This is a genomic window from Kribbella polygonati, assembly GCF_050320105.1.
Classification (GTDB): domain Bacteria; phylum Actinomycetota; class Actinomycetes; order Propionibacteriales; family Kribbellaceae; genus Kribbella.
Genome location: NZ_CP190129.1, coordinates 4,241,439 through 4,266,769 on the forward strand (window position 1 = coordinate 4,241,439; position 25,331 = coordinate 4,266,769).

General features: G+C 70.4%; 24 protein-coding genes. 15 read left to right on the forward strand and 9 right to left on the reverse strand.

The annotated features are described in order from the left end of the window. Window positions 1-11 precede the first annotated feature (11 nt). The 3 genes from ACQHIV_RS20070 to ACQHIV_RS20080 are packed head-to-tail and all read left to right on the forward strand — an operon-like array spanning window position 12 to window position 3,388. The gene (locus ACQHIV_RS20070) at window positions 12-1,220 is read left to right on the forward strand and encodes an MFS transporter (protein WP_427896230.1); all 1,209 of its coding nucleotides are present in this window, start codon (window positions 12-14) and stop codon (window positions 1,218-1,220) included. Beyond that, window positions 1,217-2,383, forward strand: a complete 1,167-nt coding sequence (locus tag ACQHIV_RS20075) for an MFS transporter (protein WP_427896231.1) — start codon at window positions 1,217-1,219, stop codon at window positions 2,381-2,383. Before ACQHIV_RS20070 ends, ACQHIV_RS20075 begins: the two co-directional genes overlap by 4 nt. 9 nt (window positions 2,384-2,392) lie before the next feature. After that, a complete protein-coding gene (locus tag ACQHIV_RS20080) occupies window positions 2,393-3,388 on the forward strand; it encodes a hydroxyacid dehydrogenase (RefSeq protein WP_427896232.1) in 996 nt (331 codons plus the stop codon). Here the strand turns inward: ACQHIV_RS20080 and aroQ are convergent, their stop codons facing one another. Continuing rightward, window positions 3,389-3,991 (reverse strand): gamma subclass chorismate mutase AroQ, encoded by a 603-nt coding sequence (gene aroQ, locus ACQHIV_RS20085; protein WP_427896233.1) that lies wholly within the window; start codon window positions 3,989-3,991, stop codon window positions 3,389-3,391. A 184-nt stretch (window positions 3,992-4,175) separates the two neighbouring features. Between aroQ and sigK the strand changes: the two genes are divergently transcribed. The 8 genes from sigK (at window position 4,176) to ACQHIV_RS20125 (ending at window position 10,015) form a co-directional block, all read left to right on the forward strand. Further along, window positions 4,176-4,787 (forward strand): ECF RNA polymerase sigma factor SigK, encoded by a 612-nt coding sequence (gene sigK, locus ACQHIV_RS20090; RefSeq protein WP_427896234.1) that lies wholly within the window; start codon window positions 4,176-4,178, stop codon window positions 4,785-4,787. Beyond that, a complete protein-coding gene (locus ACQHIV_RS20095; protein ID WP_427896235.1) occupies window positions 4,784-5,500 on the forward strand; it encodes an anti-sigma factor in 717 nt (238 codons plus the stop codon). Before sigK ends, ACQHIV_RS20095 begins: the two co-directional genes overlap by 4 nt. Before the next feature lie 9 nt (window positions 5,501-5,509). Then, the gene (locus ACQHIV_RS20100; protein WP_427896236.1) at window positions 5,510-5,944 is read left to right on the forward strand and encodes a PaaI family thioesterase; all 435 of its coding nucleotides are present in this window, start codon (window positions 5,510-5,512) and stop codon (window positions 5,942-5,944) included. A 31-nt stretch (window positions 5,945-5,975) separates the two neighbouring features. Next, on the forward strand, window positions 5,976-6,527 hold the full coding sequence (locus ACQHIV_RS20105; protein WP_427896529.1) for a DUF3558 family protein: 552 nt from the start codon (window positions 5,976-5,978) through the stop codon (window positions 6,525-6,527). 150 nt (window positions 6,528-6,677) lie between these two features. Next, window positions 6,678-8,006: a DHA2 family efflux MFS transporter permease subunit gene (locus ACQHIV_RS20110; RefSeq protein ID WP_427896237.1), complete on the forward strand. Its 1,329-nt coding sequence runs from the start codon at window positions 6,678-6,680 to the stop codon at window positions 8,004-8,006. Beyond that, the gene (locus ACQHIV_RS20115) at window positions 8,003-8,953 is read left to right on the forward strand and encodes a sigma-70 family RNA polymerase sigma factor (protein ID WP_427896238.1); all 951 of its coding nucleotides are present in this window, start codon (window positions 8,003-8,005) and stop codon (window positions 8,951-8,953) included. The genes ACQHIV_RS20110 and ACQHIV_RS20115 overlap by 4 nt, the downstream gene beginning before the upstream one ends. Then, entirely contained in the window at window positions 8,953-9,708 is a 756-nt protein-coding gene (locus tag ACQHIV_RS20120) for an isocitrate lyase/PEP mutase family protein (RefSeq protein WP_427896239.1), read from the forward strand. The genes ACQHIV_RS20115 and ACQHIV_RS20120 overlap by 1 nt, the downstream gene beginning before the upstream one ends. 100 nt (window positions 9,709-9,808) lie before the next feature. Further along, entirely contained in the window at window positions 9,809-10,015 is a 207-nt protein-coding gene (locus ACQHIV_RS20125) for an antitoxin (RefSeq protein ID WP_427896240.1), read from the forward strand. A 93-nt stretch (window positions 10,016-10,108) separates the two neighbouring features. Here the strand turns inward: ACQHIV_RS20125 and ACQHIV_RS20130 are convergent, their stop codons facing one another. From ACQHIV_RS20130 to ACQHIV_RS20145, 4 genes are all read right to left on the reverse strand, one after another. Next, the gene (locus ACQHIV_RS20130; protein WP_427896241.1) at window positions 10,109-10,936 is read right to left on the reverse strand and encodes a class I SAM-dependent methyltransferase; all 828 of its coding nucleotides are present in this window, start codon (window positions 10,934-10,936) and stop codon (window positions 10,109-10,111) included. Next, a complete protein-coding gene (locus ACQHIV_RS20135) occupies window positions 10,929-12,383 on the reverse strand; it encodes an FGGY-family carbohydrate kinase (protein WP_427896242.1) in 1,455 nt (484 codons plus the stop codon). The genes ACQHIV_RS20130 and ACQHIV_RS20135 overlap by 8 nt, the downstream gene beginning before the upstream one ends. Continuing rightward, the gene (locus ACQHIV_RS20140) at window positions 12,380-14,707 is read right to left on the reverse strand and encodes a glycosyl hydrolase family 95 catalytic domain-containing protein (RefSeq protein ID WP_427896243.1); all 2,328 of its coding nucleotides are present in this window, start codon (window positions 14,705-14,707) and stop codon (window positions 12,380-12,382) included. Before ACQHIV_RS20140 ends, ACQHIV_RS20135 begins: the two co-directional genes overlap by 4 nt. 67 nt (window positions 14,708-14,774) lie before the next feature. After that, on the reverse strand, window positions 14,775-16,667 hold the full coding sequence (locus tag ACQHIV_RS20145) for an ABC transporter ATP-binding protein (RefSeq protein ID WP_427896244.1): 1,893 nt from the start codon (window positions 16,665-16,667) through the stop codon (window positions 14,775-14,777). A gap of 294 nt (window positions 16,668-16,961) precedes the next feature. On the opposite strand from ACQHIV_RS20145, the gene ACQHIV_RS20150 reads away from it, so the two are divergent. Both ACQHIV_RS20150 and ACQHIV_RS20155 read left to right on the forward strand, forming a co-directional pair. Further along, the gene (locus tag ACQHIV_RS20150) at window positions 16,962-17,396 is read left to right on the forward strand and encodes a MarR family winged helix-turn-helix transcriptional regulator (protein ID WP_427896245.1); all 435 of its coding nucleotides are present in this window, start codon (window positions 16,962-16,964) and stop codon (window positions 17,394-17,396) included. Window positions 17,397-17,526: 130 nt separating this feature from the next. Beyond that, window positions 17,527-19,119: a restriction endonuclease gene (locus tag ACQHIV_RS20155; protein ID WP_427896246.1), complete on the forward strand. Its 1,593-nt coding sequence runs from the start codon at window positions 17,527-17,529 to the stop codon at window positions 19,117-19,119. A 55-nt stretch (window positions 19,120-19,174) separates the two neighbouring features. Here ACQHIV_RS20155 and ACQHIV_RS20160 read toward each other — a convergent pair whose 3' ends face one another. Continuing rightward, window positions 19,175-20,155 (reverse strand): alpha/beta hydrolase, encoded by a 981-nt coding sequence (locus ACQHIV_RS20160; protein ID WP_427896247.1) that lies wholly within the window; start codon window positions 20,153-20,155, stop codon window positions 19,175-19,177. A gap of 104 nt (window positions 20,156-20,259) precedes the next feature. Here ACQHIV_RS20160 and ACQHIV_RS20165 point away from each other — a divergent pair, with 104 nt between their 5' ends. Continuing rightward, window positions 20,260-20,967 (forward strand): TetR/AcrR family transcriptional regulator, encoded by a 708-nt coding sequence (locus ACQHIV_RS20165; RefSeq protein ID WP_427896248.1) that lies wholly within the window; start codon window positions 20,260-20,262, stop codon window positions 20,965-20,967. On the opposite strand, the gene ACQHIV_RS20170 is transcribed toward ACQHIV_RS20165, so the two are convergent. After that, the gene (locus tag ACQHIV_RS20170) at window positions 20,933-21,631 is read right to left on the reverse strand and encodes a LuxR C-terminal-related transcriptional regulator (protein WP_427896249.1); all 699 of its coding nucleotides are present in this window, start codon (window positions 21,629-21,631) and stop codon (window positions 20,933-20,935) included. The two genes, ACQHIV_RS20165 and ACQHIV_RS20170, sit on opposite strands and share 35 nt — an antisense overlap. Then, window positions 21,619-23,583: a sensor histidine kinase gene (locus ACQHIV_RS20175; protein WP_427896250.1), complete on the reverse strand. Its 1,965-nt coding sequence runs from the start codon at window positions 23,581-23,583 to the stop codon at window positions 21,619-21,621. Before ACQHIV_RS20175 ends, ACQHIV_RS20170 begins: the two co-directional genes overlap by 13 nt. Before the next feature lie 133 nt (window positions 23,584-23,716). Between ACQHIV_RS20175 and ACQHIV_RS20180 the strand changes: the two genes are divergently transcribed. Next, a complete protein-coding gene (locus ACQHIV_RS20180) occupies window positions 23,717-24,331 on the forward strand; it encodes a hypothetical protein (protein WP_427896251.1) in 615 nt (204 codons plus the stop codon). 43 nt (window positions 24,332-24,374) lie between these two features. On the opposite strand, the gene ACQHIV_RS20185 is transcribed toward ACQHIV_RS20180, so the two are convergent. Further along, window positions 24,375-25,292: a 2-dehydropantoate 2-reductase gene (locus tag ACQHIV_RS20185; protein ID WP_427896252.1), complete on the reverse strand. Its 918-nt coding sequence runs from the start codon at window positions 25,290-25,292 to the stop codon at window positions 24,375-24,377. Window positions 25,293-25,331: the final 39 nt, after the last annotated feature.

Below are 25,331 nucleotides of genomic sequence, written 5' to 3' on the forward strand. Positions count from 1 at the left end.
GAGATTGCTCCATGACTGACACGCGACCCACCTCGGCGGCGGAGGGGCAGGGCTTCTCGTACCGGCCGTTCATCTGGCTCGCGGTCGCGACGTTCTCGATGGGCATCGACGGCTACGTGCTGGCCGGGCTGCTGCCGCAGATCGCCGGCGACCTCTCGGTCACCCCGGCGGCCGCCGGCCAGCTGATGTCGGTCTTCGCGTTCACCGCCGCGCTCGCCGGTCCCGTACTCGGCACGCTGACGTCGCGGTGGGAACGCCGTACGACGATCGTGCTGTCGCTGGGCGTGTTCGTGCTCGGGAACGTGGTGGTCGCGGTCGCGACGAACTACCCGGTCGCGCTCAGCGGCCGGGTGCTCGCGGCGCTCGGCGGCAGCCTGCTGAACGCGGCCGTCACCGGGTACGTGATCGCGCTGACCCCGGCGGAGCACCACGGCAAGGCGTTGTCGTTCGTGCTCGGCGGGTGGATGACCGCGACCGCGCTCGGCGTACCGATCGGGCTGGTGATCGGGCAGTCGAGCTGGCGGTTCCCGATGATCATGGTGGCCGTGGTCGGCACGATCGCGCTGGTCGGCATCATGCTGCGGCTGCCCCAACTGCATCTGCCCGGCGGCACGCTGGTCGAACGGCTCCGGCCGCTCGGGCAGCCGCGGCTGGTGGCCGGGTTGCTCGTCACCAGCGGCATCCTGTGCAGCAGCTACGCCTGCTTCACGTACGCGACGCTGATCCTCGAGCCGCACTTCCACGTCAAGTGGGCGATGATCGCGATCATGTTCGGGTACGGCGTGTCGAGCATGGCCGGCAATGCGGTGACGGGCCGGCTGGTCGACAAGTTCACCGCGCTGAAGGTGCTGACCGTCGTACTCGTCGGACTCTTCCTGAACGCCGTTCTCGGCATGATCGCCCTGATGTTCGCGCCGGCGATGCTCGCGGCGGTGTGGGGGCTCGTGTGGTTCTTCTCGGCCGGGGTCGGCAACGGCGGCGGCGCCGTACCGCAGCAGGCCCGGCTGGCCTCGATGGCGCCGGACTCGGCCGCGATCGTGATGGCGCTGAACGGCAGCGCGATCTCGCTCGGCGGAGCGATCGGTAGCGCGCTCGGCGGCGTCGCACTGACCGCGGGCGCGGCGCCGAACGGGCTGCTCGGCGTCTCCGCCGTCGTGCTGGCGCTCACTGTCGGGCTGCATCTGCTGGTCGCTCGTGCTTCAAAAGCCGCCGCAGGGTGACCGAGACCTGCGCCGTTGAAACGGAGTTCTCGTACCGGCCGCTGGTGTGGCTGGCCGTCGCGACGTTCTCGATGGGGATCGACGGGTACGTCCTGACCGGGTTGCTGCCGCACATCGCGGCCGACCTGCACGTGAGCGTGGCCGCGGCCGGGCAGTTGATGTCCGCCTTCGCGTTGACCGCGGCGTTCGCCGGGCCGGTACTCGGTACGGCGACCTCGCGCTGGGAGCGCCGTACGACGATCGCGACCGCGCTGGGCGTGTTCGTCGTCGGCAACCTGGTCGTCGGATTCGCGACGACGTACCCGATGGCGTTCGCCGGGCGAGTGCTGGCGGCGCTCGGTGCGTGTCTGCTGAACGCGGCCGTGAGCGGTTACGTGATCGCGGTGACGCCGGTCCGGCACCGCGGGAAGGCGTTGTCGTTCGTGCTCGGCGGATTGCTGACCGCGACCGCGCTCGGCGTACCGCTCGGGCTGCTGATCGGGCAGTCGAGCTGGCGCTACCCGATGGTCCTGGTCGCCGTGATGGGCACGGTCGCGCTGGCCGGCATCCTCCGCGGCCTCCCGCGCCGGCACCTCCCGGCCGGGCGGCTCGCGGACCAGCTCAGGCCGCTCGGACGGCCTCGGCTGCTCGGCGGGCTGCTCGTCACGACGGGCGTGCTGGCCGGCAGTTTCACCTGCTTCACGTACGCCGTCCTGATCCTCGGCCCGTCCTTCCCGGCGGGCTGGATGATCGTCGCGATCATGTTCGGGTACGGCGTCGCCAGCGCGCTCGGGAACGCGATCACCGGGCGGCTGGCGGACCGGTTCGCGGCGCCGCGGGTCCTCACCGTCGTACTGGTCGTCCTGTTGCTGAACTCGGTTCTCGGGATGACAGGGCTGCTGCTGATGTCGTCCGGCGTCATCGGCGTGACCTGGTTCTTCGTCCAGGGCGTCGGCAACGGCGGCGCCGCCGTACCGCAGCAGGTCCGGCTGGCCGGCCTCGCCCCGGAGTCGCCCGCGATCGTGATGGCGCTGAACGGCAGCGCGATCTCCCTCGGCTCGGCCCTCGGAAGCGGCCTCGGCGGCGTCGCCCTCGCCACCGGCCTGGCCCCGGACGGACTGCTCGGCGTTGCGGCCGTCGTCCTCGCGCTGACACTCGGGCTGCACCTCACCGTCGGCCGCTAGAATACGGTCATGGCCGGAAAGCTGCGGATCGTGCTGGCGGCGACGCCGTCGTACCTGAAGATGGTGTTCGCGCCGGAGAGTATGGCGCGGTTGGAGACGCTCGGGGACGTCGTCGTACTGCCTGATCCGGGGAACGCCGACGCCTTGCGGGCCGCCTTGCCCGGGAGCGACGTACTGATCACGTCGTGGGGTGCGGCGCCGCTGACCGCGGAGGTGCTGGACGACGCGGACCGGCTGCGGCTGGTCGCGCACAGTGCGTCGTCGGTGAAGCACTTCGTCACCGACGAGGTGTTCCGGCGCGGGCTGCGGATCACGCAGGCCGGGCAGGCGATGGCCGAGCCGGTCGCGGAGGTGTCGCTGGCGTTCACGTTGAGCCTGCTGCACCGGATCCAGCGGTTCGACCACGCGATGCACGCCGGCCGCTGGCGGGACCCGGTCCCATCGCAGCATGGGCTGACCGCGTCGCGGATCGGGGTCGTCGGCGCGTCGCGGACCGGGGCGGAGTACATCCGGATGCTGGTCGCGCTCGGGGCCGAGGCGGTTGTCTACGACCCCTATCTCACCGACGAGCGGGCGGCCGGGCTCGGCGTACGGCGCATCGCCCTGGACGAGCTGCTCCGCACCAGCAGGGTGGTCGCGCTGCACGCGCCGACGCTGCCCGAGACGCACCACCTGATCGGCGCCCGCGAGCTGGCCCTGATGCCCGACGGCGCCGCGCTGGTGAACACGGCCCGCTCCTGGCTGGTGGACACGGACGCGCTGCTCGACGAGCTGCGGTCCGGCCGGCTGGACGCCGCGCTGGACGTGTTCGACGAGGAGCCGCTGCCGTCGGACAGCCCGTTCCGCGGCCTGCCGAACGTCCTGCTCACCCCGCACCAGGCTGCGGCCACCGTGGAGTGCTACTTCGGGATGGGTGCGATCACGGCCGACGAGATCGAGCGGTACGCCGCCGGGCAGCCCCTGCGGTACGAACTGACCGAGGCTGCCCTCGCCCGGATGGGGTGATCAGCAGGTCGCGGTCGAAGCGGTCCGCAGCGCGCGCCGGTGCAGCGGGTCCAGGTGGTGGCGGGCCGCACCGGTCGCGTCGGCGACCACCAGCGCGATGTCGCAGTGCAGGCCGCTCTGACGCAGGTGATCCACGCGGACCAGCTCGGCCAGCAGTTGGGTGGTGATCGCGTCGAGCTTCTGCCGGATCACGTTCAGATCCGGACCGCTCGTCGGCGCCTTGTCCGGGTTCGCCGCCCAGTACGCGAGCAGCCCGCGCTGCACCACCTTGCTGGCGTCGATCTGCGCCTGGAAGAACGCCGCCGTCGCGTCCGGGTCGATCCCGAGCTGCACCGCGGACGCCCGGACCGAGGTGAGGATCTGCTGCTCCCGGACCGGGTCGTCGACCGGCTTGCCGCTGAAGTACTTCGACGCGGCCACGTCGTCGCCGACCAGGATCCGCTGGATGACCAGCTCGGTCAGCCCGTCGAACGTCACCTGGCCGTCGTGCACTCCCCCGAGCTGCACGGACGGTTCAGGTGCCGCGTTCGCGGCCGGCACCAGGAGGAACGACGTACCGGCCGTGGTCGCCACCACGGCCCCGGCGATCAGCTGACGAAGCACTTGCGCCACCTCTCCACGACGGTTCCGGACCGGCAGGCGACTGTACGCCGCCAGGGGTGCACGAACATTCACTTTTCACCAGGATCGAACCCATCCGGGCCGCGACCGGTGCCGAAGTACCTCCGACAGCACCCTTCGAGGAAGGCACACCAGTCATGCCCGCGAACGCTACGGTGAGCTGATCGTGACCGAACCCACCGCGCTCCCGTGGCCCGGCGGACCGCGGCAGCGGGCCGGGGCGATCACGGACGGCGACCTGCTGACGCTGACCGCGACCGGTGACGTGGCCGCGTTCAGCACGCTCTACGACCGGGTGTCGCCCTGGGTGTTCGGCCTGGTCCGCCGGATCCTGCGGAACCCGGCGCAGTCCGAGGAGGTCACCCAGGAGGTGATGCTCGACGTCTGGAGGACGGCCGGCCGGTACGACGCCGGCCGCGGCTCGGCGCACTCGTGGATCCTGACCATCGCGCACCGCCGCGCGGTCGACCGGGTGCGCTCCGAGCAGGCCGCCGCCGACCGCACCGAACAGGTCGGCGCCCGGTCGGTCGACGTCGAGTTCGACCAGGTCGCGGACACCGTCAGTACCCGGCTCGAGGCCGAGCAGGTACGCCGCTGCCTCGGCACGCTGACCGAGCTGCAACGCGAGTCGATCGAGCTGGCGTACTACAACGGCTACAGCTATCCCGAGGTCGCCCAGCAGCTCGGCGCCAAGCTTCCGACCATCAAAGCGAGAATGCGCGACGGCCTGATCCGGCTCCGCGACTGCCTCGGACCTGAGAAGGGGCATGCGTCATGACCGAATCCGACGTGCACACCCTCACCGGCCCGTACGTCCTCGACGCGCTGCCGGACGACGAACGCGCCCGCTTCGAGGAGCACCTGGCCGGCTGCGCGTTCTGCCGGACCGAGGTCGCCGAACTGCGGGCCGCCGCGGTCAAGCTCGCCACCCAGGTCGCCACTCCGCCGCCGCCCGCGCTCAAGGCCGGCGTGATGGCCGCGATCGAGCACGTCCGCCAGCTCCCGCCGCTGGTCCACGAGCCTGCACCTCTGGTACGGCGGCGCCTCGGCCGCCGCTCGGTCCTCGCACTCGCCGCCGCCGGCGCACTGGTCGCAGCGAGCGGCGGGATCGCGATCGACCAGTACCGCGGCCGGACGAGCGCGGAACAGGCGAGCCGCCAGGTGGCCGCCGTACTGGCCGAGCCCGACGCGCACACCGTGCACGGCACCGTCCGCGGCGGCGGCCAGGCCACGGTCGTCACGTCGGACCGGGCGGACAAGTCGGTCGTCGTACTGCGTGACCTGCCGGCGCTCCCGTCCGGCCGGACCTGGCAGCTGTGGATGATCGACCCGCGGCAGACCGCGCACTCGATCGGCCTCGCGGCGGGCGACCTGACCCGGGTGATCAACGGCTCGACGACCGGGATGACGACGTTCGGCCTCACCGTGGAACCCGACGGCGGCTCGCGAACCCCGACGCTGCCGGCGGCGGCGCTGATTCCGCTTGAGTAGTCTCCCGCCATGGTGACGGCGGAGGTACGCGAGCGGGTGCAGGCCAGTTTCGATCGCCAGGGGCTGATGGAGCATCTCGGCGCCCGGATCTCGTACATCGGCGCCGGCGAGGTGCACATCCAGCTGCCCAGCCGGCCCGAGGTCACCCAGCAGCACGGCTACTTCCACGCCGGCGCGACCAGCTCGATCGCCGACAGCGCCGGCGGGTACGCCGCGTTCACCCTGTTCCCCGAAGGTACGTCGGTCCTCACCGTCGAGTTCAAGATCAACCTCCTGGCCCCTGCCGAGGGCGACCACCTCGAAGCGGTCGGCACCGTCATCAAGCCCGGCCGCACCCTCACCATCTGCCACCTCGAGGTCTTCGGCGTCACCCCCACCACCCGCACCCTCGTCGCCGCCGGCCAGCAAACCCTCATCCAGATCGAGGCCCGCACCGAACGCTGAGTACTCGGAGCTGGCGGTGACGGCGCCCGAGGTGAAACCGATCGAACAGCCGACGTTCAGTCAGCCTGCCGAAACGCCGGTTTCGTCGGCGAGCCCCAGCGAACCGCCGGCCAGCCCCAGCCGGACCCGGGGGTCATGGGTCCCATCCCCACGCCCACGGGCCGGAGCACTCGACCTTTCGACGGTCCGGGACTGCACCGCGCTCGATCGGGTCCCGGTCGAGAGGTGGCAGGTGAAGAAGGGAAAGCCAGTCACGGAGTGGCTCGGCAAGACCCGCACCCTGGTCTGCACCTGGGCATACCGTCAGCCGCCGTATTCGCTCACCGTGATCGTGTACCAGCAAAGCGTCTACGACACGACGATCTTCAGCGACGCCGAACCGAAGGAAATCGAGGTCGGCGGACTCCCGGCCTGGTCCGGGGCGCGGATGCGGGTTCGGCCGACCTGCGAGGTCGTGATCGACACCCACGAGGGCCAGCACGCGGTCGTCGACTACAACGTCACCGGCCCGATCGACGGACGCACCGTGAACTGCGCCGTCATGCCGGAAATCGCCGCCGGCGTGATCACGCACCTGCGCTGATCAAGACGGCGCAGCTTGCCAGGAGCCGAACTCGTGGTCATCGCAGCGATGAGTTCGGGGGGTCTCGGCGGTCTACAGGAATGACAGCAATTCCTGGAGGGCCTTGTGCGAGAACGATGGGTTTTGGGGTTGACCTCGCTCGGTTCGTTCATGGTGGCGTTGGACACCCTGGTGGTGGCCGCGGCGCTGACGACGATTCGGGCTGATCTCGGTGCGACCGCCGAGCAGCTGGAGTGGACGGTCAACTCGTATGCGTTGAGTTTTGCGATGCTTCTGATGACGGCCGCCGCGATCGGCGACCGCCTGGGGCGGCGGCGTACCTATGCGGCCGGCCTGGCCCTGTTCACCGCCGCGTCGGTCGCCTGTGCGCTGGCGACCTCGCTGCCGTTCCTGATCGTCGCGCGGACGGTGCAGGGGGCCGGTGCGGCGTTCGTGATGCCGTTGGCGATGAGTCTGCTCGGAGCGGCGTTCCCGCCGGAGCGGCGGGGTCGCGCGATCGGGGTGTTCAGCGGCGTGACCGGGATCGCCGTACTCGGCGGTCCGCTGATCGGCGGCGCGGTCACCGAGGGGCTGTCCTGGCAGTGGATCTTCTGGATCAACGTGCCGATCGGCGTGCTGGCGATCGCGCTCGTGCTCACGAAGGTCCCGGAGAGCACCGGCCCGGCCCGGCGGCTCGACCTGGTCGGCGCGGTGCTGATCAGCCTCGCCGTACTCGGACTGGTCTGGGGCACGGTGCGTGGTGAGTCGCAGGGCTGGACGAGCGCCGAAGTACTGTCCGCGTTCGCGATCGGTGTCGTGATGCTGATCGCCTTCGGGCTCTGGGAACGCCGTACGGACCATGCGATGGTCCCGCTCACGTTCTTCCGGAACCGGACGTTCACCGCGGCGAACTCGGCCGGTTTCTTCCTCAGCGCGGCGCTGTTCAGCGCGGTGTTCTTCCTCTCGCAGTACATGCAGGTCGTGCTCGGGTCGGCGCCGCTGAAGGCCGGGCTGCAACTGCTGCCGTGGACGGCGACGCTGTTCGTGATCGGGCCGATCGCGGGACGCCTGGTCGACCGGGTCGGCGAACGCCCACTGGTCGTCATCGGTATGACGTTGCAGGCGGCCGGCATGTTCTGGGTCAGCCGCGGCACCAGCCACTACTGGGAGCTCGTCGTACCGCTGATGGTGACCGGGTCCGGGATCTCGCTCGCGATGCCGGCGGCGCAGAGCGCGGCGATGTCCGCGCTGCCAAGGGAATCGGTCGGGATCGCGTCCGGCGTCTACAGCATGAACCGCCAGCTCGGCGGCGTGGCCGGGGTCGCGGTCCTCGGCTCGGTGTTCGCGGCCGCCGGCGGCTACACCGGTCACGGCTTCACCCGGGCACTCGCGGGTTCCGGCGTACTGTCGTTGCTCGCGGCGCTGTCGGGCCTCGCACTCGCGGCCCGTGCCCGGGCAACCCGGCCGGCCGAGGCGAAGGTGGTGGAAGGAGTCCGATGAACCTCGAGGAGGAGTTCGCGGAGCATCGGGGCGAGCTGGTCGCGCACTGCTACCGGATGCTCGGCTCGCTGCACGACGCGGAGGACGCCGTACAGGAGACCTACCTGCGCGCCTGGCGCGGTCACGCGGACTTCGAGCACCGTTCGTCGGTCCGGACCTGGCTGTACCGGATCGCCACCAACGTGTGCCTGAACCTCCTGCAGCACAGCAGCCGGCGGGTCGTCCCGTCGGCGCTGGGTGCCCCGGGCAACGATCCGGAGGACATCCACGCCCAGGCGCTCGAGGTGCCGTGGCTGGAGCCGTTCCCGGACCAGCTGCTCGGGGCCGACCCGGCCACCGTGGTCGGCGACCAGGCGAGTCTGCGGCTCGCGATGGTCGCCGCCATGCAGCACCTGCCGCCACGGCAACGCGCCGTACTGATCCTCCGCGAGGTGCTCACCTGGCCGGCCGCCGACGTCGCGTCGTTGCTCGACACAACGACCGCCGCGGTGAACAGCTCGCTGCAGCGGGCCCGGGCCGAGCTCGCCCGGCTGCGGCCGCGCGAGGACGAGCTGAGCGAACCGGACGAGCCGCTGCGGCGGGCGTTGCTGGACCAGTTCCAGGCCGCGATGGAGAGCAAGGACCTCGTACTCCTCGAAGGGTTGTTCACCGCGGACGCCCGCTGGGAGATGCCGCCGATCCCGACCTGGTTCAGCGGGCGGGCCGACGTACTGCGGCTGCTCGACTCGAAGCTCCGCCCGGGTCCGGGCCGGCGCCGGCTGGTCGCCACCTCGGCGAACGGGCAGCCGGCCTTCGCGATGTACATCCGCGGCGCCAACGACCAGTTCCACGCGCACTCGGTGAAGGTGCTGACGCTCACGAAGAACGCGGTCTCGGCAGTGCTCGCGTTCCACCAACCTGCTCTGTTCCCGGCCTTCGGGCTGCCTTTGATCTGTGGGAGATCCTGATGTCCTTGGCAACTACTTTGCGAGACCTGCACGTCCCCGGTACGCCGTTGGTGGTACCCAACGCCTGGGACGCCGCCTCGGCGCGACTGGTCGAGCAGGCCGGGTTCGCCGCGGTCGCGACCAGCAGCAACGCGACCGCCGCGGTCCTCGGGTACGACGACGGCGAGCACGCGCCGGTGGCCGACGTACTCGCCGCCGCGGCCGGGATCGCCCGGTCGGTCCAGGTCCCGGTGACGGTCGACTTCGAGCGCGGGTACTCGTTGAAGCCCGCCGAACTCGTCGAGCGGTTCCTCGCCACCGGCGCCGTCGGCCTCAACCTGGAGGACTCCGACCCGGCCTCCGGGGCGATGGTCGACCCGGCGGAACAGGCCGATTTCCTGGCCGCCGTACGGGCCGCGGCCGGTGACGCCCTGGTGATCAACGCCCGGATCGACGTCTTCATCCGCAAGGCCGGTACGGCGGCAGAACAGTTACGGACAGCTATCGATCGCGGTACGAAATACCTGGCCGCCGGCGCTGACTGTGTGTATCCGATCGGGGTCGGCGACCTCGACGTGATCGGCTCGCTGACCACCCGGCTCGACGGCCCGGTGAACGTCGCGTACGGGCAGGGCGCCCACTCGGTCGCCGACTACGCCGGCCGCGGCGTGGCCCGGGTCAGCTTCGGCCCGATGTTCCAGCGGCACCTGTACGGCGTGTTCGCCGGAAGCGTACTTCCGGCGCTGCAGGCGGACCGGAATCCGTTTACCGGATGAACGCTTCGCCAACCCCCGGCGAGTCCTTGTGTGGAATCCACCGGATCGGGTAAGACGGGCTAGGTAGTGGAAGGCAACCATCGAGGAACGGGGAAAGACGATGGGTTTGTTCGACGAACTGAAGGACAAGGCCGAAGAACTGGCCAAGGAGCACCCGGACCAGGTCAACCAGGGCCTGGAGAAGGCCGGTGAGTTCCTGAACGAGAAGACCGGCAACAAGTTCGGGGACCAGATCGAGCAGGGCGAGAACTTCGCCCGGGACCAGCTCGGCGGCCAGGGCGACAACCAGGACAACAACCAGTCCTGACGCAGCACACTCTGCGGCCGCGGCGATCTCGCCGCGGCCGCCGCGTGTCCGGCCGCGCTCTCAGCTGAATCGCGGCCGGCTCTCAGTCGGCGCTCAGCGCCAGATCACGGCTTCGATCTCGCGGCGCTGTTCCGCGAACAGTCCGTTGTCGGTGGTCTTCGTGAGCAGCTCGCGCAGGTCGGCCTCGAAGGCCGGCCGGTCCGGGCCGAACTGGTGCGGTGTCGAGCTCGACAACGAGAACACCGCCGCGACCACGTCGTCGACGGTCCGGTCCTCGACCTCGTCCCCGCCGACGACCAGCCTGGTCGGACCGGCGTACCCGGCGGCCCGCATCACGTCCTCCTCACCACCCCGCGTGCCCGTCGGCAGCGCGCTCCGGCCGGCCCGCCGTACCGGACCGAGGTAGCGGGTCACCAGCTCGTCGATCGCGGACCACGGCGGCCGCGGATGCGGCAGCTCCTCGTCCCCGTCGACGCCCCGGTGCGTGGTCGCGCCAACGTGTACCCACGCTCCACCGTCCGCGAGCATCCCCCGGACCGACCTGGCAACCAGCGCCTGATCCATCCAGTGGAACGACTGCGCGAACGTCACCACGTCGAACGTCCCGAGGTCCGCGGGCAGTTCCTCGGCGCGCAACTGCCGCCATTTGGTGTTCCGTACGCCGGTCTCCGCGGCCCGCGCCGCCGCCACGTCGAGCATGTCGGCGTCCGCGTCGACCCCCACCGCCTCCGCGAAGTACGGCGCCAGCAGCAGCGTCACCGGTCCCGGGCCGCAGCCGACGTCGAGCAGTCGGCCTCTACCGTTCAGCCGCAGTTCGTCCCGGAGCGCCTCGCCCAGCGCCACCGGGTACGCCATCCGGCCGACCGCATAGTGCTGCGCACTGCCGGCGTACAACGTCTCGTCCCATTCCCAGTCATCCACCCGCCGAGGCTAGACGGTGGACCAGCTCGCGGGTAACTGGATAAAGCTCGGAGTAGGCGTGGAAGAGGGTCTCGTACGTCGGTGCCGTGGCCGGGTCGGGTACGACGACGTGGTCCGGCCGGGTCCAGTCCGTGGTCGGGGGGACCGCGCCGACGCCGATCGCGGCGAGCAGCGCGTCGCCGTACGAGGCGCCGATCGTCTGCTGTGGAACGGTTTGCCGGATACCCGCGACATCGCTGACGATCTGTGTCCACAGGCCGCCCTGTGTGCCGCCGCCGACTGCGACGACGCGTTCCGCCGTGCCGAAGACGTCGAGGATCTGCCGTACGCCGCAGGCGATTCCCTCGTACGTCGCGCGCAACAGGTGACCGCGCTGGTGGCGGAGGGTGAGGCCGGCGATCACGCCGCGCGCGAGCGGGTCGTAGATCGGGGTGCGTTCGCCGCTGAAGTACGGGAGGAGGACCAGGCCCTCGCTTCCCGGTGGTACGGCGGCTGCCTCGGCCAGGAGGGTGTCGAACGGGACCCCGCCGGTGAGGTCCTGCAGCCAGGTGGTGATGGTGCCGGAGGTCGCCATACCGGCGGCCAGCGTGTGCGAGCCGGGTTCGACGCCGGACGTGGTCCAGAGTCCGCGGGCACTCGTTGGGGCGGCCAACACTTGGACGAAGAACATCGTCGAGCCGTACATCAGCATCAGGTCGCCCGGGCGGCGGACGCCGACGCTGAACGCCTCCGCCCAGGCGTCGACGGTGCCCGCGACGACCGGCGTACCCTCGGCGAGGCCCGTCTGCGCCGCGGCGTCCCGGCGTACGGTGCCGATCTGCTCGGACGGCCAGACCAGCCGGGGCAGGGCGAGGCCCGGGAGGACCTGCTCGACCCAGTCGGTGGCCCAGTCCTGGCGGTGGATGTCGTAGAACGGGTCGCACTGGCTGGCCGTGTGGTGGTCGAGGATCCACTCGCCGGTCAGGTGGGCGACAACGTACGTGTGGGCGCTGAACCAGCGGTCCCGCGGGCGCCACGCGTCGCCGGCCTCCCGCTGCAGCCAGGCGAGTTTCGGGCCGATCGCCTGGCTGGACAGGTCTTTCCCGCAGCGTTCGAGGATCGCGTCGGCGCCGAGCAGGTCGGTGATCTCGGCGATCTCCCGGGTCGACCGGGTGTCGACGCCGTACAGGATCGCCGGGCGCCGCGGGCGGAGGTCGTCGTCGGTCTGCACGACGCACGGGCCGAGGCCAGAGACGCAGACCGCGACGACGTCGGTGGGGTCCAGCTCGGCCAGGACCTGCACGACGTCGCCCCACCAGTCGCATTCGGGGTCCATCTCGGCCCAGCCCGGCCGCGGCAGGCTCGGCGCGTGGTCGCGGCGGGCGACCGCGACCACGTCACCGTCGAGCGTGCAGCGAACGGCCTTCGTACTGCCGGTCCCGATGTCGACCCCGATGACGAATCTCATCCCCTGATTGTCCAGGTGTACGGCGCGTTCGCGGTCAGGGACACCTCCTCGCGGCGTGCTCCATGCCTGACGACGACTGTTGTGTCGCGGACGGCGGTCAGTACCGCGGTTGCCTTGGTTGTGGACCAGGTGAGGTCGACCGCGATGCCGCCGCGGGCGCGCAGCCCGGTGATCTCGCCGGCCGGCCAGGCTTCCGAGAGCGCGGGGAAGACCTCGAGCTCGCCGGTGTGGCTCTGCAGGAGCATCTCGGCGATGCCCGCGGTGGCACCGAAGTTGCCGTCGATCTGGAACGGCGGGTGGGCGCAGAACAGGTTCGGGTACAGCCCGGAGCCGTCGCCCACGTAGTCGGTGCCGGAGTCGCCGGCCGGGGTGAGCAGTTCGCGGACCAGGCGGTGCGCGGCGGCGCCGTCGCGAAGCCTTGCCCACAAGGAGATCCGCCACGCCAGCGACCAGCCGGTGCTCTTGTCGCCACGGAGTTCCAGGGTACGGGCGGCGGCCGCGGCGAGGTCCGGCGTACCGTCCGGGGTGATCTGGTCGCCGGGGTGCAGGCCGATCAGGTGCGAGGTGTGGCGGTGCTGCGGCTCGGCTTCCGCCAGGTCGTCGCGCCATTCCTGGAGTTGGCCCCGGGCGCCGATCCTGGGGTCGGGGATGCGTTTGCGGGCGGCCTGGAGGGCGTCGACGAGCGGGTCGGTGAGGTCCAGTACGGCGGCCGCGTGGGCGCAGCGGTCGAAGAGGTCCGCGATCAGCGACAGGTCCATCGTGGACGAGGTGGTGACCGAGGCCGGCTTGCCGTCCGGGGCGATGAACTCGTTCTCCGGCGACGTGGACGGCGCGGTGCCGAGGGTGCCGTCGGGAAGCTCGACCAACCAGTCCATCGCGAACTCGGCGGCGCCTCGGAGGGTCGGCCAGACGTCGCTCAGGTACTCGCGGTCGCCGGTGAACGCGTAGTGGTCCCAGAGGTGGCGGCACATCCAGATGCCCGCCATCGGCCAGTTCGCCCACTTCGGGTTGCCGTCCACGGGGGCGGTCCAGCACCACGCGTCGGCGTTGTGATGCGCGGCCCAGCCGTTGGCGCCGTACAGGTGCTGTGCTGTGCTTTTGCCTGCGTGGGCGAGGTTCTTGACGTAGGTGAGCAGCGGCTCGTGACACTCCGAAAGGGACGTGGTCTCGGCGGGCCAGTAGTTCATCTCGGTGTTGATGTTCACCGTGTAGTTACTGCTCCACGGCGGCTGGAGATGCTCGTTCCAGATCCCTTGCAAGTTCGTCGGCAGTCCCCCGGGCCGCGAACTCGCAATCATCAGATAACGCCCAAAGTTGTAGATCAACGCCGCCAGCCCCGGATCGTCCCCCGCCTCCATCAGCCGCCGGTCCGTCGTCAACTCCACCCCGGAAGGCAGGACGAGCACGGACCGCCGGAACAGTTCCTGGTAGTCGCGTGCATGTTCCGCCCGCAGCGTGTCCGCCTCGTCGAGGGCCGCGCGTACGGCGGTGTCCGCCAGTTCACGGCATGCTTCGGACGAACGGGTCGGCGTCGTGTGCGGGTCCTCGTAGCCCGTCGCGGTGGAGAGGACTACCAGGAGGTCCGTCGCGTTGGTGATGGTCAGGTTGTCGGGTGACGGGGTGAGCGTGCCGTCGGTGTGGGCACGCAGTACGACGGCAGCGTTCATGCCGCTGTCTTCGCCGTCGGAGTATTGGATCGGCTCGCCGGTGCCCTTGTGGGGCGGGGCGACCGAGGACGGGCAGGTGGCGAGCAGGGCGAGGCCGTTGTCGCCGAGAGCCTCAGTGGTCGACCGGAGCTGCGAGGTGAGACTGAGGCGCACCGAGACCGGCTGCGAAGCGCCGAGACGTAGGATCAATGCCCCGGCCGGCGCACTCACGTAGACCTCCTGCCAGACCTCAACCCCGTCGATCGTGTACTCCGCCCGCGCGACCGCCTCGTCCAGATCCAGGCGTCGCCGATACCCCGCGACCGCGCCGCCGCGCGCGAAGTCCAGCACTAGATCACCCAACGGCAGATACGCCTGCGAGTGCCCACTTTGGAACCCGCCCGCGAGCTCCTCCGCCGCCCGCACGTCCCCGCGCGCCAGCGCCTCCCGCACCCGCTCGACCGCGGCCGCGCCGACCTCCCCGTTCGGCGTCGACAGCCGCCGCGTGGTCGCCGGGCTCCCCGACCAGCAGGTCTCGTCGTTCAGCGCGATCCGGTCCCGCCCGGTACCGCCGAACCACATCGCCCCGATCCGGCCGTTGCCGAGCGGCAGCGCCTCCAGCCAGCTCGCGGCGGGAGCGTCATACGTCAGCTCGGTGGCAGTCATCCGATCTCTCATAGCCGGAATCCTCCCCCGGCCGCGGTCCCGCCCGCGACCTGGGGTCCGGGTACTGGTCAGCGACGACTCACGCCGCCTTGGCGAACTGGGTCGCGTACAGGTCGGCGTACAGCCCGCCCTGCGCGAGCAGCTCGTCGTGCGTGCCGCGCTGCTGGATCCGCCCGTCGTCGAGCACCAGGATCACGTCGGCGTTGCGGATCGTCGAGAGCCGGTGCGCGATCACCAGCGACGTACGGCCGACCAGCGCGTTCGCGAGCGCGGTCTGGACCGCGGCCTCCGATTCGGAGTCCAGGTGCGCGGTCGCCTCGTCGAGGATCACGATCGACGGCGACTTGAGCAGCAGCCGCGCGATCGCCAGCCGCTGCCGTTCGCCGCCGGACAGCCGGTACCCACGGTCGCCGACCACGGTGTCCAGCCCGTCGGGCAGGCTGTCGACGAGCGTCGCGATCTGCGCGGCCTCGAGCGCCTCGTGCAGTTCCGCGTCGGTCGCGTCCGGCCGGGCCAGCTGCAGGTTCGCGCGGATCGTGTCGTGGTACAGGTGCGAGTCCTGCGTGACCACCCCGATCGCCGCACGCAGCGAGCTCTGGGTGACCTCGCGTACGTCGTACCCGCCGACCAGCACGGCGCCGCCGGTGGCGTCGTACATCCGGGAGACGAGCGACGAGAGCGTGGACTTGCCGGCGCCGGACGGGCCGACGACCGCGACCAGCTGCCCGGGCTCGACGGTGAACGTGACGTCCTTCAGGACCTCGTCCCCGGTCTCCGCGGACAGCGTCGCGACGGACTCGAGCGAGGCCAGCGACACCTCTTCGGCGGACGGGTAGTGGAACGACACGTGGTCGAACTCGATCGACGGCTCGGCCGTTGCCGGCAGCACCTTCGCGTCCTTGCGGTCGGCAACCATCGGCGGGAGGTCCAGCACCTCGAGCACCCGCTCGAAGCTGACCAGCGTGGTCATCACGTCGACCTGGATGTTGGACAGCGCGGTGAGCGGCCCGTAGAGCCGGTTCAGGTACGCCGTCAACGCGACGACCGTGCCGATCCCGAGCGTCCCGGCGACCGCGAGTACGCCGCCGACGCCGTACACGAGCGCGACCGCGAGCGCGGCGACCAACGTCAGCGAGACCCGGAACACGCTGGCGTACATCGCGGTGGTGACGCCGATGTCGCGGACCCGGGCGGCCTTGCCGGCGAAGTCCCGCGACGAGTCCTGGGTGCGGCCGAAGACCTTGGCGAGCACCGCGCCGGCGACGTTGAACCGCTCGGTCATGGTCTGCGCCATCGTGGCGTTCAGCTTGTACGTATCCGCCGTTGCCTCGCGCAACTTTCCGGCGAGCAGCCGGGCCGGGATCACGAACAATGGCAGGACGACGAGCGCGAGCAGCGTGATCTGCCACGACATCACGAACATCGCGGCGAGCACGAGAACGACGCTGAGCAGGTTGCTGACGACGTTCGAGAGCGTGGACGTGAAGGCCTGCTGCGCGCCGAGTACGTCGCCGTTCAGCCGCTGGATGAGGGCGCCGGTCTGCGTGCGGCTGAAGAACGCGACGGGCAACTGCTGGACGTGGTCGAACACCGCGGTCCGGAGGTCGTACACGAGACCTTCACCGATCCGCGCGGAGAACCACCGCTCGCCGAGCGTGATGGCGCCGTTCGCGAGCGCGAGGACGGCGACCACGAGCGCCAGCCAGACGACGACGTTCGCGTGCCGGGGCACGATGCCCTTGTCGATGATCGCCTTGAACAGCAACGGGGTGACGGCGCCGGTGCCGGCGTCGAACGCCACCAGGACGAGAAAGGCGGCCAGATAGCCGCGGTACGGACGGGCGAACCCGAGAATCCGGCGGAGCGTGCCCGCCGACAGTTTGTGATGCCGGACCGAGGAGTCCTTGAGCAGCGAACGCATCGCGCGTCCACCCCCACCGCCCCCGCCCGGGATGCCGGAAAGCTGCGACATGCAGTTCCTTTCGCCAGGGACCAGATATACTGAGGTTAACTCACTATGAGCAAACCTCACAAGATCCCTGTTTTGTTCCCGGAGGGGAGATGTGATGAGCCCACGCGCGGGGAGCAGGCGCTCCTCCGTCGCGCCTGCTCCCCGCGCTCCCTCCCACCCCGCTGGTTCCGCCCCAGCCGCATGCCCGCGACCGACCGATGGCGCCCCTTGCACGGAGGACCCCCGGCCAACCACCCCGACGCGCGCTCCACACCGCACCCGCGCCGCGGGGCGATCTGCAACTAGGCTCTGCACATGCGCGAGCCCGACGAACTCGACGACGCCGCCGAGCAGATCGCGGCGCTCCTGGACGGCATCGTCCGGCGCCAGCGCCGGGCCTCCCGGGAGGGGTTCGGGGAGAACGTCACGCACGGCCAGTTCCGCGTCCTCCGCACCCTGGACCACGCCGCCGAGCCGATCCGCCTGAGCGAACTCGCCGCCCGCCTCGGCATCGTCCCCCGCTCCGCCACCTCGGTCGTCGACGACCTGGAGGCCGCCGGCCTGGTAGCCCGCCACCCCGACCCCCACGACCGCCGCGCCACCCTCGTCGACCTCACCACCAACGGCCGCCAGATCCTCACCACCCTGCGCGAAAAACGCCGCGACGTAATGGTCAGCCAGCTGTCCCGTCTCAGCCCCAGCGAGCAGCAAACCCTCGCCCATCTCCTCGGCCGCCTGGCTGAGGAATGAGCGGGCAAGTCGGACGCGCCGCCCCGGAGACAACCCAGCCGCCGACCACCTAGAGTGAGGAAGGGCTGGTTTCTGTGTCCATCGGGTCGCTGGGGGCAGCATGGGACGACGTCGGGGCTTCTTCGCGGAGATGGAGCATCAGCGGAATCTGCGGCTGCGGCAGGCTGCCCGCGAACAGCGCGAGTGCGAGCGACTGATCGCCCAGGCACAGCGCGAACGCGAGCGCGCCCGGAAAGCAAGCGCACAGGCCGACAAGCAGGCCGCGAAAGAGGCCGCTGCACGCTACGCACAGGCTCGTCAGGCCGAGACCGCGGCATTGAACAAGGACCTCGCCGAGCGCCTCGCCGAACTCGACGGCCTGCTGACCACATCACTCAGGACCTCAGCGCGAATCCCGTTCGCGGCGTTGCGCAAGCAACCCGAGATCACTCGCTTCGACCCGGGACCGGACGGCGTACCGACCGCACCGCCCGCATGGACCGACTACGCTCCTCCGCCCGCGAGCGCGATACTGCGGATGTTCAAGAAGCAGGCAGTTGAGCGCACGATGGCAGAACGCCAGGCAGCATTCGCGGCGGCGGAGAAACAGCATCGAGCCGACGAGGCAAATCGCATCCAACGGCGTCAGCAGGCCGAGCGAAAACATCGGGCCGACGTGGCGGCGGCCCGCCAACGCGCCGAGGACGCCAACGCGAAGGTGGATGCGTTCGAACAGGCTTACCGGCATGGGCGTCCCGAGGCGGTCAACGACTACCTCGAGATGACCTTGGAGGCGCGCCCGCTGCCGGCCGGTCTGCCTTCGGAGGTCGAGGTCGCCTACCAGACGGACAATCGGCGATTGATGGTCGTACTGGACGTTCCCGGCGTTGATGCGATCCCGGCCGATGCCGAGTACAGGTATGTCCGCACCAAGGACGAGATCAGCACGAAAGCGCGTCCACCGCGAGAGATCAACCAGCGGTACAGCAATCTCGTCGCCCAGCTCGTACTGCGAACAATGCGCGACGCGTTCGACGTCGCCGACAAGAACCTGGTGACCGAAGTCGCGGTCAGCGCCTTCGTCTCGACCCGCAACAAGGACACCGGCAGGCCGGAGCGGCCCTGCCTGGTCAGCCTGATGACCACCCGCGAGCAGTTCGGCGACCTGGTGCTGAGCGAGCTCGATCCCGGTGAGTGCCTACGGCACCTGAACGCGTTGGTGTCGAAGCATCCCTGGGACCTCGAAGCTGTCAAACCTGTCTTCGACCCGGACCTGTCGCGGTACAAGATCATCGACGCGCACGACGCCGCCGCGGGCCTGGACAGCCGGCAGGTCCTCCTCGACCTCGACCCGATCGAGTTCGAGTTCCTGGTCCGGCAGCTCTTCGAGGCGATGGGGATGAAGGCATGGTCCACCCAGGCATCTCGCGACGACGGCGTCGATGGGGTCGCTGTGAACGAGGATCCAATCATGGGCGGCGTCTGCATCATCCAGGCGAAGCGCTACAGAGGCGTGGTGTCGACTGAGGCGGTCCGTGCCCTCGCCGGAACAATGGGACAACTGAAGGCAAGCCGTGGCGTCCTCGTCACTACCTCTTGGTTCGGCAAGCAGTCGCACGACTTCGCTGCCGAGCACGGTCGCATCCAGCTGATCGAGGGCCCACATCTGAAGCAGATGCTGCAGGAGTACCTCGGCCTCGATGTAGTCATCGGTGAGCTGAAAGGCGCACCCAAGCGCCTCTAGCGCGCTGGGTCGCGGATACCCCGCCAGATGTCCGCGACCCAGGCTCTGACCTGGCTCAGGCCTTCTTGAGGTGGGCGACGATGCCGGTGAGGTCTTCGGCGAGGCGGTCTTCGCGGATTACGTGGCCGCCGCCGTCCTCGTGGGCGGTGTACGGGATGTTGGCGGCGTCGAGGGCGGCCTTGAACTCGCGTTGGCCGGCCAGGACCTCGCGCTCGTTGGCGAGGTCGAACGGGTCGGGGCCGGGACTGGTGCCGGCGACCATGAAGATGCGCTTGCCGCGGTAGCGCTCCAGGTTCTGCATCGGGTTGTCGTTGGTGACCCGGGTCTCGTCCCAGAGCGGGGCGCCGTAGATCGTCCCGCCGGCCAGGTCGGCGGCCGCGGACGACACGTTCGCCCAGTGCACGACCAGGCCGTTGTCGCGGCGCAGGCTCGGCGGGCCGGAGTGCGCGCTGATCGAGGAGAAGTGGCCGTAGTACTTCGCGGTGTACTTGAGCGCGCCGAAGCCGCCCATCGAGAAGCCGCCGACGGCGCGGCCGGCGAACTCGGCGTACGTGCGGAAGTTCGCGTCCACCCACGGGACCAGCTGGTTGAGGTGGAAGCTCTCCCAGTTGTGCGGGCCGGAGTTGCTGCTCACCGGGTTCGAGTACCAGCCGGCGTGGCCGCCGTCGGGCATCACGACGATCAGCGGCTTGTCGGCGGTCAGCTCGCGGATGTGGTGGTGGTCGAACTCCATGAAGTCGCCCAGGCCGCCGTGCAGCAGGTACAGCACCGGGTACGTGCGCCCGCTGGTGTGATAGTCACTCGGCAGCAGGACGTTCACTGCCGGCGCCCAGCTGATCTCGGCGGTCTGGAAGCGGTAGTACCACATCCGCGGATCGCTTTCGTTGCGATCGGTGATGTGCAGGCCGAATCCGTCGTCCGCGGCGCTCGCGGCGAGGGAGGTGGCCAGAATGGTGCCGGCGCCGAGGCCGGCAGCGACGGTCAGCCCGCCGGCGGCCTTGAGCATCGTGCGCCGGGTGGGGCGTGGTGCGCTCACCATGATCTCCTGAGGAGTGAGGGACAGAACAGATCACCGTCGGTGACGGCGTCGATCTAAGTTAGTAGCATAACTTTGGGGTCAGCCCCGAACAGAGGAGGGTTGTGACAGCGCATCCGCCCCGCCGGAAGACCGGCGGTCGCCAGGCACAGATCACGGTCGCGGACATCGAACGCGAGGGGCTCCGGCTCGGCCTGCCCAACCTGACCGTGAACGGCGTCGCGACCGCGCTCGGCGTCAGCCCGACGGCCCTCTACCGGCACGTCGACGGCAAGGCCGGCCTCGAGGCGCTGGTCGGCGAGGCGGTACTGCACGACCTGCAGATCGTCGACGATCCTGCGGACGGGATCAAGGCCCATCTGCTGTCGTTCGCGCAGCAGATCCGCGAGTTCGTGCTCGGGCATCCGGGGCTGGCGGGTTACATGCAGGGGCTGTTCCCGCGCGGCGAGGCCGGCATCCGGCTGCAGCGGGAGGCGGTCGAGGCGCTCGGGCGGCGCGGGTACGGCCCCGGCGCCGCGCTGATGCTGTCCGGTGGGGTCGCCGCGCTCGCCATCAACCTGAGCGCTGCCGAGGAACGCCATCGCCCGTACTTCGAGGGCTCGCACCGGCGCGAGCTCGAGAAGGTGTACGCCCTGCTCGCCAACGACGGCGTACTCGGCGGCGCGCAGGCCGAACTCCCCGCCATCAGCGGCGAGGCCTACTTCCGGATGGTGATGACCGCCTGCATCCGCGGCCTCGTCACCGCCGCTGCCCCCGGCCGCCCGGTCGACGACATCCTCAGCGAGCTGGGCTTCGAGGAGTCGCCGCGCTGAGCTGGGCGAGGACGGCGAGGACGCGGCGGTGGCCGTCTTCGGTTTCGGGGAGGTCGAGCTTGGTGAAGAGGTGGCGGACGTGCGCCTCGACCGTGCGTTCGCTGAGGTAGAGGCGCTTCGCGATGCCGGTGTTCGTGAGGCCTTCGGCCATCAGTGCGAGTACGCCGCGTTCGCGGTCGGTCAGGGTTGCCAGCGGGTCGCGGTGCGCCATCAGTCCGGCGACCACCTGCGGGTCCAGGGCCGAGCCGCCGTGGGCGACCCGCTCGGCGGCAGCGAGGAACTCGGCCACGTCAAGTACCCGGTCCTTCAGCAGGTAGCCGAATCCGCCGAGCGAGACGAGTTCCACGACGTACTGCGTCTCGATGTGTTGTGAGAGCAGGAGTACGCCGAGCTCCGGGTGCGCTCGCTTCAACGCCTGCGCCGCCCGCGCACCTTCGTCGGTGTACGTCGGCGGCATCCGGATGTCCGCGACGACGAGGTCCGGGCCGTACGACGTGACCGCGCCGGGCAGGGCGTCCGCGTCACCGAGCGCCGCGACGACCTCATGCCCACCGTCGACGAACAACATCCGGAGCCCTTCACGCAGCAGCACCTGATCCTCGGCGATCACCACCCGCAGCCCTTCGCGGGGTGGTGGCTGGTCGTCGGTGGTCACGAGTCGCATGGCAGCTCCGCGACGAGGGTCGTACCGGTACCTGGCCGGCTCTGTACCTGGAAGGTGCCGCCGAGCGCGGCGACCCGGTCGGCGAGGCCGGTGAGGCCGGTGCCGTCGCGGGGTGCGGCGCCGCCGATGCCGTCGTCGACGACGCGGATGAGGAGGTGGTCGCGGTCGTGAGCGGCGACCAGGTCGACGCGGGTCGCGGACGCGTGCTTGACGGCGTTGGTGAGGCCTTCGCAGCAGATGAAGTACGCCGCCGCCTCGACGCCGCTGTCGAACCGCTGGTCCGGCATCCGCACCGACACCGGCAGCGGAGCCCGCCGCGCCAGTTCCGCACACGCCGGCCCCAACCCTGAATCCAACTGCGCGGGCGGCAACCCACGCGCCAACTCCCGCAACTCCCCGATAGCCACCGCCGCCTCCGCGACGGCCCCCTCCAACGTCTTCTGAACCGTTGCAATTTCGTGCCCGGAATCCAGTTGGTGCTGGGCGTGGCGGAGGGCCAGGCCGATGGAGACCAGGCGTTGCTGGGCGCCGTCGTGGAGGTCTCGTTCGATGCGGCGGCGTTCGGCGTTGGCGGCGGTGACTATGCGGGCGCGGGAGGCTTTCACCTCGGTCAGTTGGAGGTTCAGTTCGGCGCGGAGGCGGGCGATCTCGACCGCCAGGCCGCCGTGTTCCAGCACCTGCCGTACCAGCTCCGGCCCGAGCGGGCTCGAACCGTCCGACAGGACCACCCCGACCGGCTGATCCCCCCGCTCGATCGCGATCCGCTGCCGTCCGTCGATATCAGCCTGAGGATTGCCGTCCAGGTCGGCGTAGTGGCGGGTCTCGGGGAGGTAGAGGAGAAGTTCGAGCGTGGGGTCGGTGAGGATTTCGCGGAGGACCGTCCGGACGTCCTCCGGCGGTCGGCGGCCGGCGCGTACGTCGTCCAGGAACGCGGTCATCCGGCGCAGGGCGTCGTACCGCGAGCGGTTGAAGCGGCGGTCGACCACGTCCTGGATCCGTGCACGCAGCGACCAGAACAGCACCGCGCACACCAGCGTCGCGACAGCGACCGTCCACCCCGACCCACGCCCAAGGAGGGTGCCCAGGGCAACGGTCACGACGGCGTACGACGCCACCAGCAGCACTGTCAGCCCGGCGTACGCGACCGTCCGGCTGATCACGAAGTCCACGTCGTACAACCGGTACCGCAGGATCGCCGCCCCCGCCGCCAACGGCAGACCGGTCAGCGCGACGGCCGCGATCACCCCCGCCGCTGGACTCGCGTACCAGAGCGCGAAGCTCGTCGGCAACGCAATCCCTGCAACCACCGCCGCGAGCACAAACCACTTCAGCTGTTGACGTTCCAGCCCCTCCGACCGCCGGAACCGCACCGCCAACGACGCCACCGCCGCGAGCAACGCCCCCAGGAACAGCGGCATCCCGACCCCGAGCAGCACCCCGGTCGGCAGCCCGGCCACCGCGATCGGATTTCGTCCCGACACGAAGTCCCGCCCTCGTTCCGGACTCAACGCCCACGCGGCCGCACTGACCAGCAATCCGGCGGCACCCACCCACGGCACCGGACGCCAGCGCCGCCCCGGCAGCCGCCCGGTCGGGAACAGCAGGAACGTCAGCGTCCACCCGTACCCGCTCGGCAGCCAGCTGACCGCCGAGATCGCCTCGCCGACGGGGCCGCCCGGCCACCCCTCCGCGGCCGCGCGGAGACCCCATCCGTGGGCGAGGTCGGAGGCGAGCGTGTTCAGCAGGCCGAAGCCGAGGAACAGCCACCCGATCGCGTTCTCCGGCCGCCGCCACGCGATCACCGCGCCGGCACCGACCGTGGCCAGGTTGAACAGGACGTACAGGAGCGTGTCGTAGACCGGCTCGAGCCGCCACGACAGGATGATCGCGGCGATCTCCGCGAGCACGCTCACCCCGAACATCCCGGCGATCGCCGGCCGACGCCCACCCACGGCACCATCGTGGCAGCGCCGCGCCCTCCCGCCAACAGTGCTGGCACCTACATCGAACGCCGTACTGCTGCCGATGCGGACGGCCACGCCCCGTTCCTACCGTCGAACCACTGTCTTCGAAAGGTGGGGAACCATGAACCGCAGTCTGTCCGGCATCGGCCTGATCGGTGCCGCGATCACCACGCTGACCGGGATCGCCGTCGAGGCGTTCGTGAAGCCGGCGTCCACGATCTCCGACCAGCAGTGGAGCTACCCGTGGAGCACCGGCGCGTTCGTACCGGTCTCGGTCGGGTACGCCGTACTCCATCTGCTGGTGTTCCTCGGCATGGTCGCCCTGTTCCGCGCGCTGGCGTCGCGCGCCGGCCGGATCGGTGCCGCGATCGCCGGCGCCGGCACGCTGGTCCTGCTGGTCGCCGAGCTGCTGTCGCTCCCGATCGCCGACCGGCGCCTCACCGACACCGGGCCGCAGGTGGTCGGCGCGCTGTTCGGCGTCGGCGTCGCACTCACCGCGATCGGCCTGCTGGTGGCCGGGGTCGTCGTACTGCGGTCCTGGACCGGCTGGCAGCGGTACGCCGCGATCGTGGCCGGCGGCTGGGCCGTGGTGATGATCGGACTCAGCACGACCAGCGCGCTCCCGCTCGGCGTCGCGATCTACGGCGTCACGTTGTGCGTGTTGTTCACCGCGGTGCGCACGTACGCCACACGGCCCGTAGCGGATGCCCGGATCCGCGCGCGGATCGAGGGTTAGGGTGCGTCGCCGCCTCCCACGCCGTCGCGAGGAGGCGCGTGCCCTAGTTGCCGCTGGCAAGGACGCGGGCGGTGGCCAGTTCGAAGAGGAGGGTGTTGATCGGGGTGGGGACGCGGGACTCGCGGCCGAGGCGTACGACCGCGCCCGTCCAGGCGTCGAGTTCGGACGGGCGGCCGGCGATCAGGTCGCGCTGGAGCGAGGTGGTGCCGTCGGCGGGGAGCTGGTCGATCCAGTCGAGGGTGCGTTCGACCACGTCGGCGGCCAGCGGGATCCCGCGGCCGCGGGCCAGGTCGCGGATCTCGCTGGTGGCCTCGGTGAGGAGTTGCCGGGTGGCGGGCTGGGTGCGGAGTACGCCGTATCCGGCGTCGGTCGCCGTACCGAGGCCGCCCGTCGGGACCACCGACAGGAACTTCGTCCACAGGGCCGCCCAGATGTCGTCCGGGATCGTGGCCTCCAACCCGGCGCCGACGAACGCGTCCCGAAGCCGCTCGAGCCGCGGGCTCGCCGCGTTCGCCCATTCGCCGACGTTGAGCTTCCCGTTACCGAGGTGCCGGATCACGCCGGGACCCTCGACGTACGCGATCACCTCGGCGGCCCCCGGCAGTACCGCGTCCTGCCCGTACACCTGCGCGACCTGGTCCGGCGCCTCGACGCCGTTCTGCACCGTGACGATCGCGGTGTCCGGGCCGACGAGCGGGCGGATCGTCTCGATGGCGTCGGGCAGCTGCCAGGTCTTCACGCAGATCAGCACGTAGTCGACCACCCCGAGCTCGGCCGGGTCGCCGGTGGCGCGCACCGGCAGCTGGAGATCCCCCGCCGGGCTGTGCACGACAAGCCCGATCGACCTGATCGCCTCCAGGTGCTTGCCGCGAGCCACGAACGCGACGTCCTGCCCGGCCGCCGCCAGCCGGGCACCGAAGTACCCACCCACGCCGCCGGCCCCGACGATCCCGATCTTCACGCCCATCTCCTCTGTTAAGGGTTTCAGCTGATGATAGGA

What these genes read in the sequence shown, in the direction of transcription:
- ACQHIV_RS20070 (WP_427896230.1), top strand. Translation starts at nt 12, where the DNA reads ATGACTGACACGCGACCCACCTCGGCGGCGGAGGGGCAGGGCTTCTCG.
- ACQHIV_RS20080 (WP_427896232.1), top strand. Translation starts at nt 2,393, where the DNA reads ATGGCCGGAAAGCTGCGGATCGTGCTGGCGGCGACGCCGTCGTACCTG.
- ACQHIV_RS20095 (WP_427896235.1), top strand. Translation starts at nt 4,784, where the DNA reads ATGACCGAATCCGACGTGCACACCCTCACCGGCCCGTACGTCCTCGAC.
- ACQHIV_RS20100 (WP_427896236.1), top strand. Translation starts at nt 5,510, where the DNA reads ATGGTGACGGCGGAGGTACGCGAGCGGGTGCAGGCCAGTTTCGATCGC.
- ACQHIV_RS20110 (WP_427896237.1), top strand. Translation starts at nt 6,678, where the DNA reads ATGGTGGCGTTGGACACCCTGGTGGTGGCCGCGGCGCTGACGACGATT.
- ACQHIV_RS20115 (WP_427896238.1), top strand. Translation starts at nt 8,003, where the DNA reads ATGAACCTCGAGGAGGAGTTCGCGGAGCATCGGGGCGAGCTGGTCGCG.
- ACQHIV_RS20120 (WP_427896239.1), top strand. Translation starts at nt 8,953, where the DNA reads ATGTCCTTGGCAACTACTTTGCGAGACCTGCACGTCCCCGGTACGCCG.
- ACQHIV_RS20125 (WP_427896240.1), top strand. Translation starts at nt 9,809, where the DNA reads ATGGGTTTGTTCGACGAACTGAAGGACAAGGCCGAAGAACTGGCCAAG.
- ACQHIV_RS20135 (WP_427896242.1), bottom strand. Translation starts at nt 12,383, where the DNA reads ATGAGATTCGTCATCGGGGTCGACATCGGGACCGGCAGTACGAAGGCC.
- ACQHIV_RS20140 (WP_427896243.1), bottom strand. Translation starts at nt 14,707, where the DNA reads ATGAGAGATCGGATGACTGCCACCGAGCTGACGTATGACGCTCCCGCC.
- ACQHIV_RS20145 (WP_427896244.1), bottom strand. Translation starts at nt 16,667, where the DNA reads ATGTCGCAGCTTTCCGGCATCCCGGGCGGGGGCGGTGGGGGTGGACGC.
- ACQHIV_RS20150 (WP_427896245.1), top strand. Translation starts at nt 16,962, where the DNA reads ATGCGCGAGCCCGACGAACTCGACGACGCCGCCGAGCAGATCGCGGCG.
- ACQHIV_RS20155 (WP_427896246.1), top strand. Translation starts at nt 17,527, where the DNA reads ATGGAGCATCAGCGGAATCTGCGGCTGCGGCAGGCTGCCCGCGAACAG.
- ACQHIV_RS20170 (WP_427896249.1), bottom strand. Translation starts at nt 21,631, where the DNA reads ATGCGACTCGTGACCACCGACGACCAGCCACCACCCCGCGAAGGGCTG.
- ACQHIV_RS20180 (WP_427896251.1), top strand. Translation starts at nt 23,717, where the DNA reads ATGAACCGCAGTCTGTCCGGCATCGGCCTGATCGGTGCCGCGATCACC.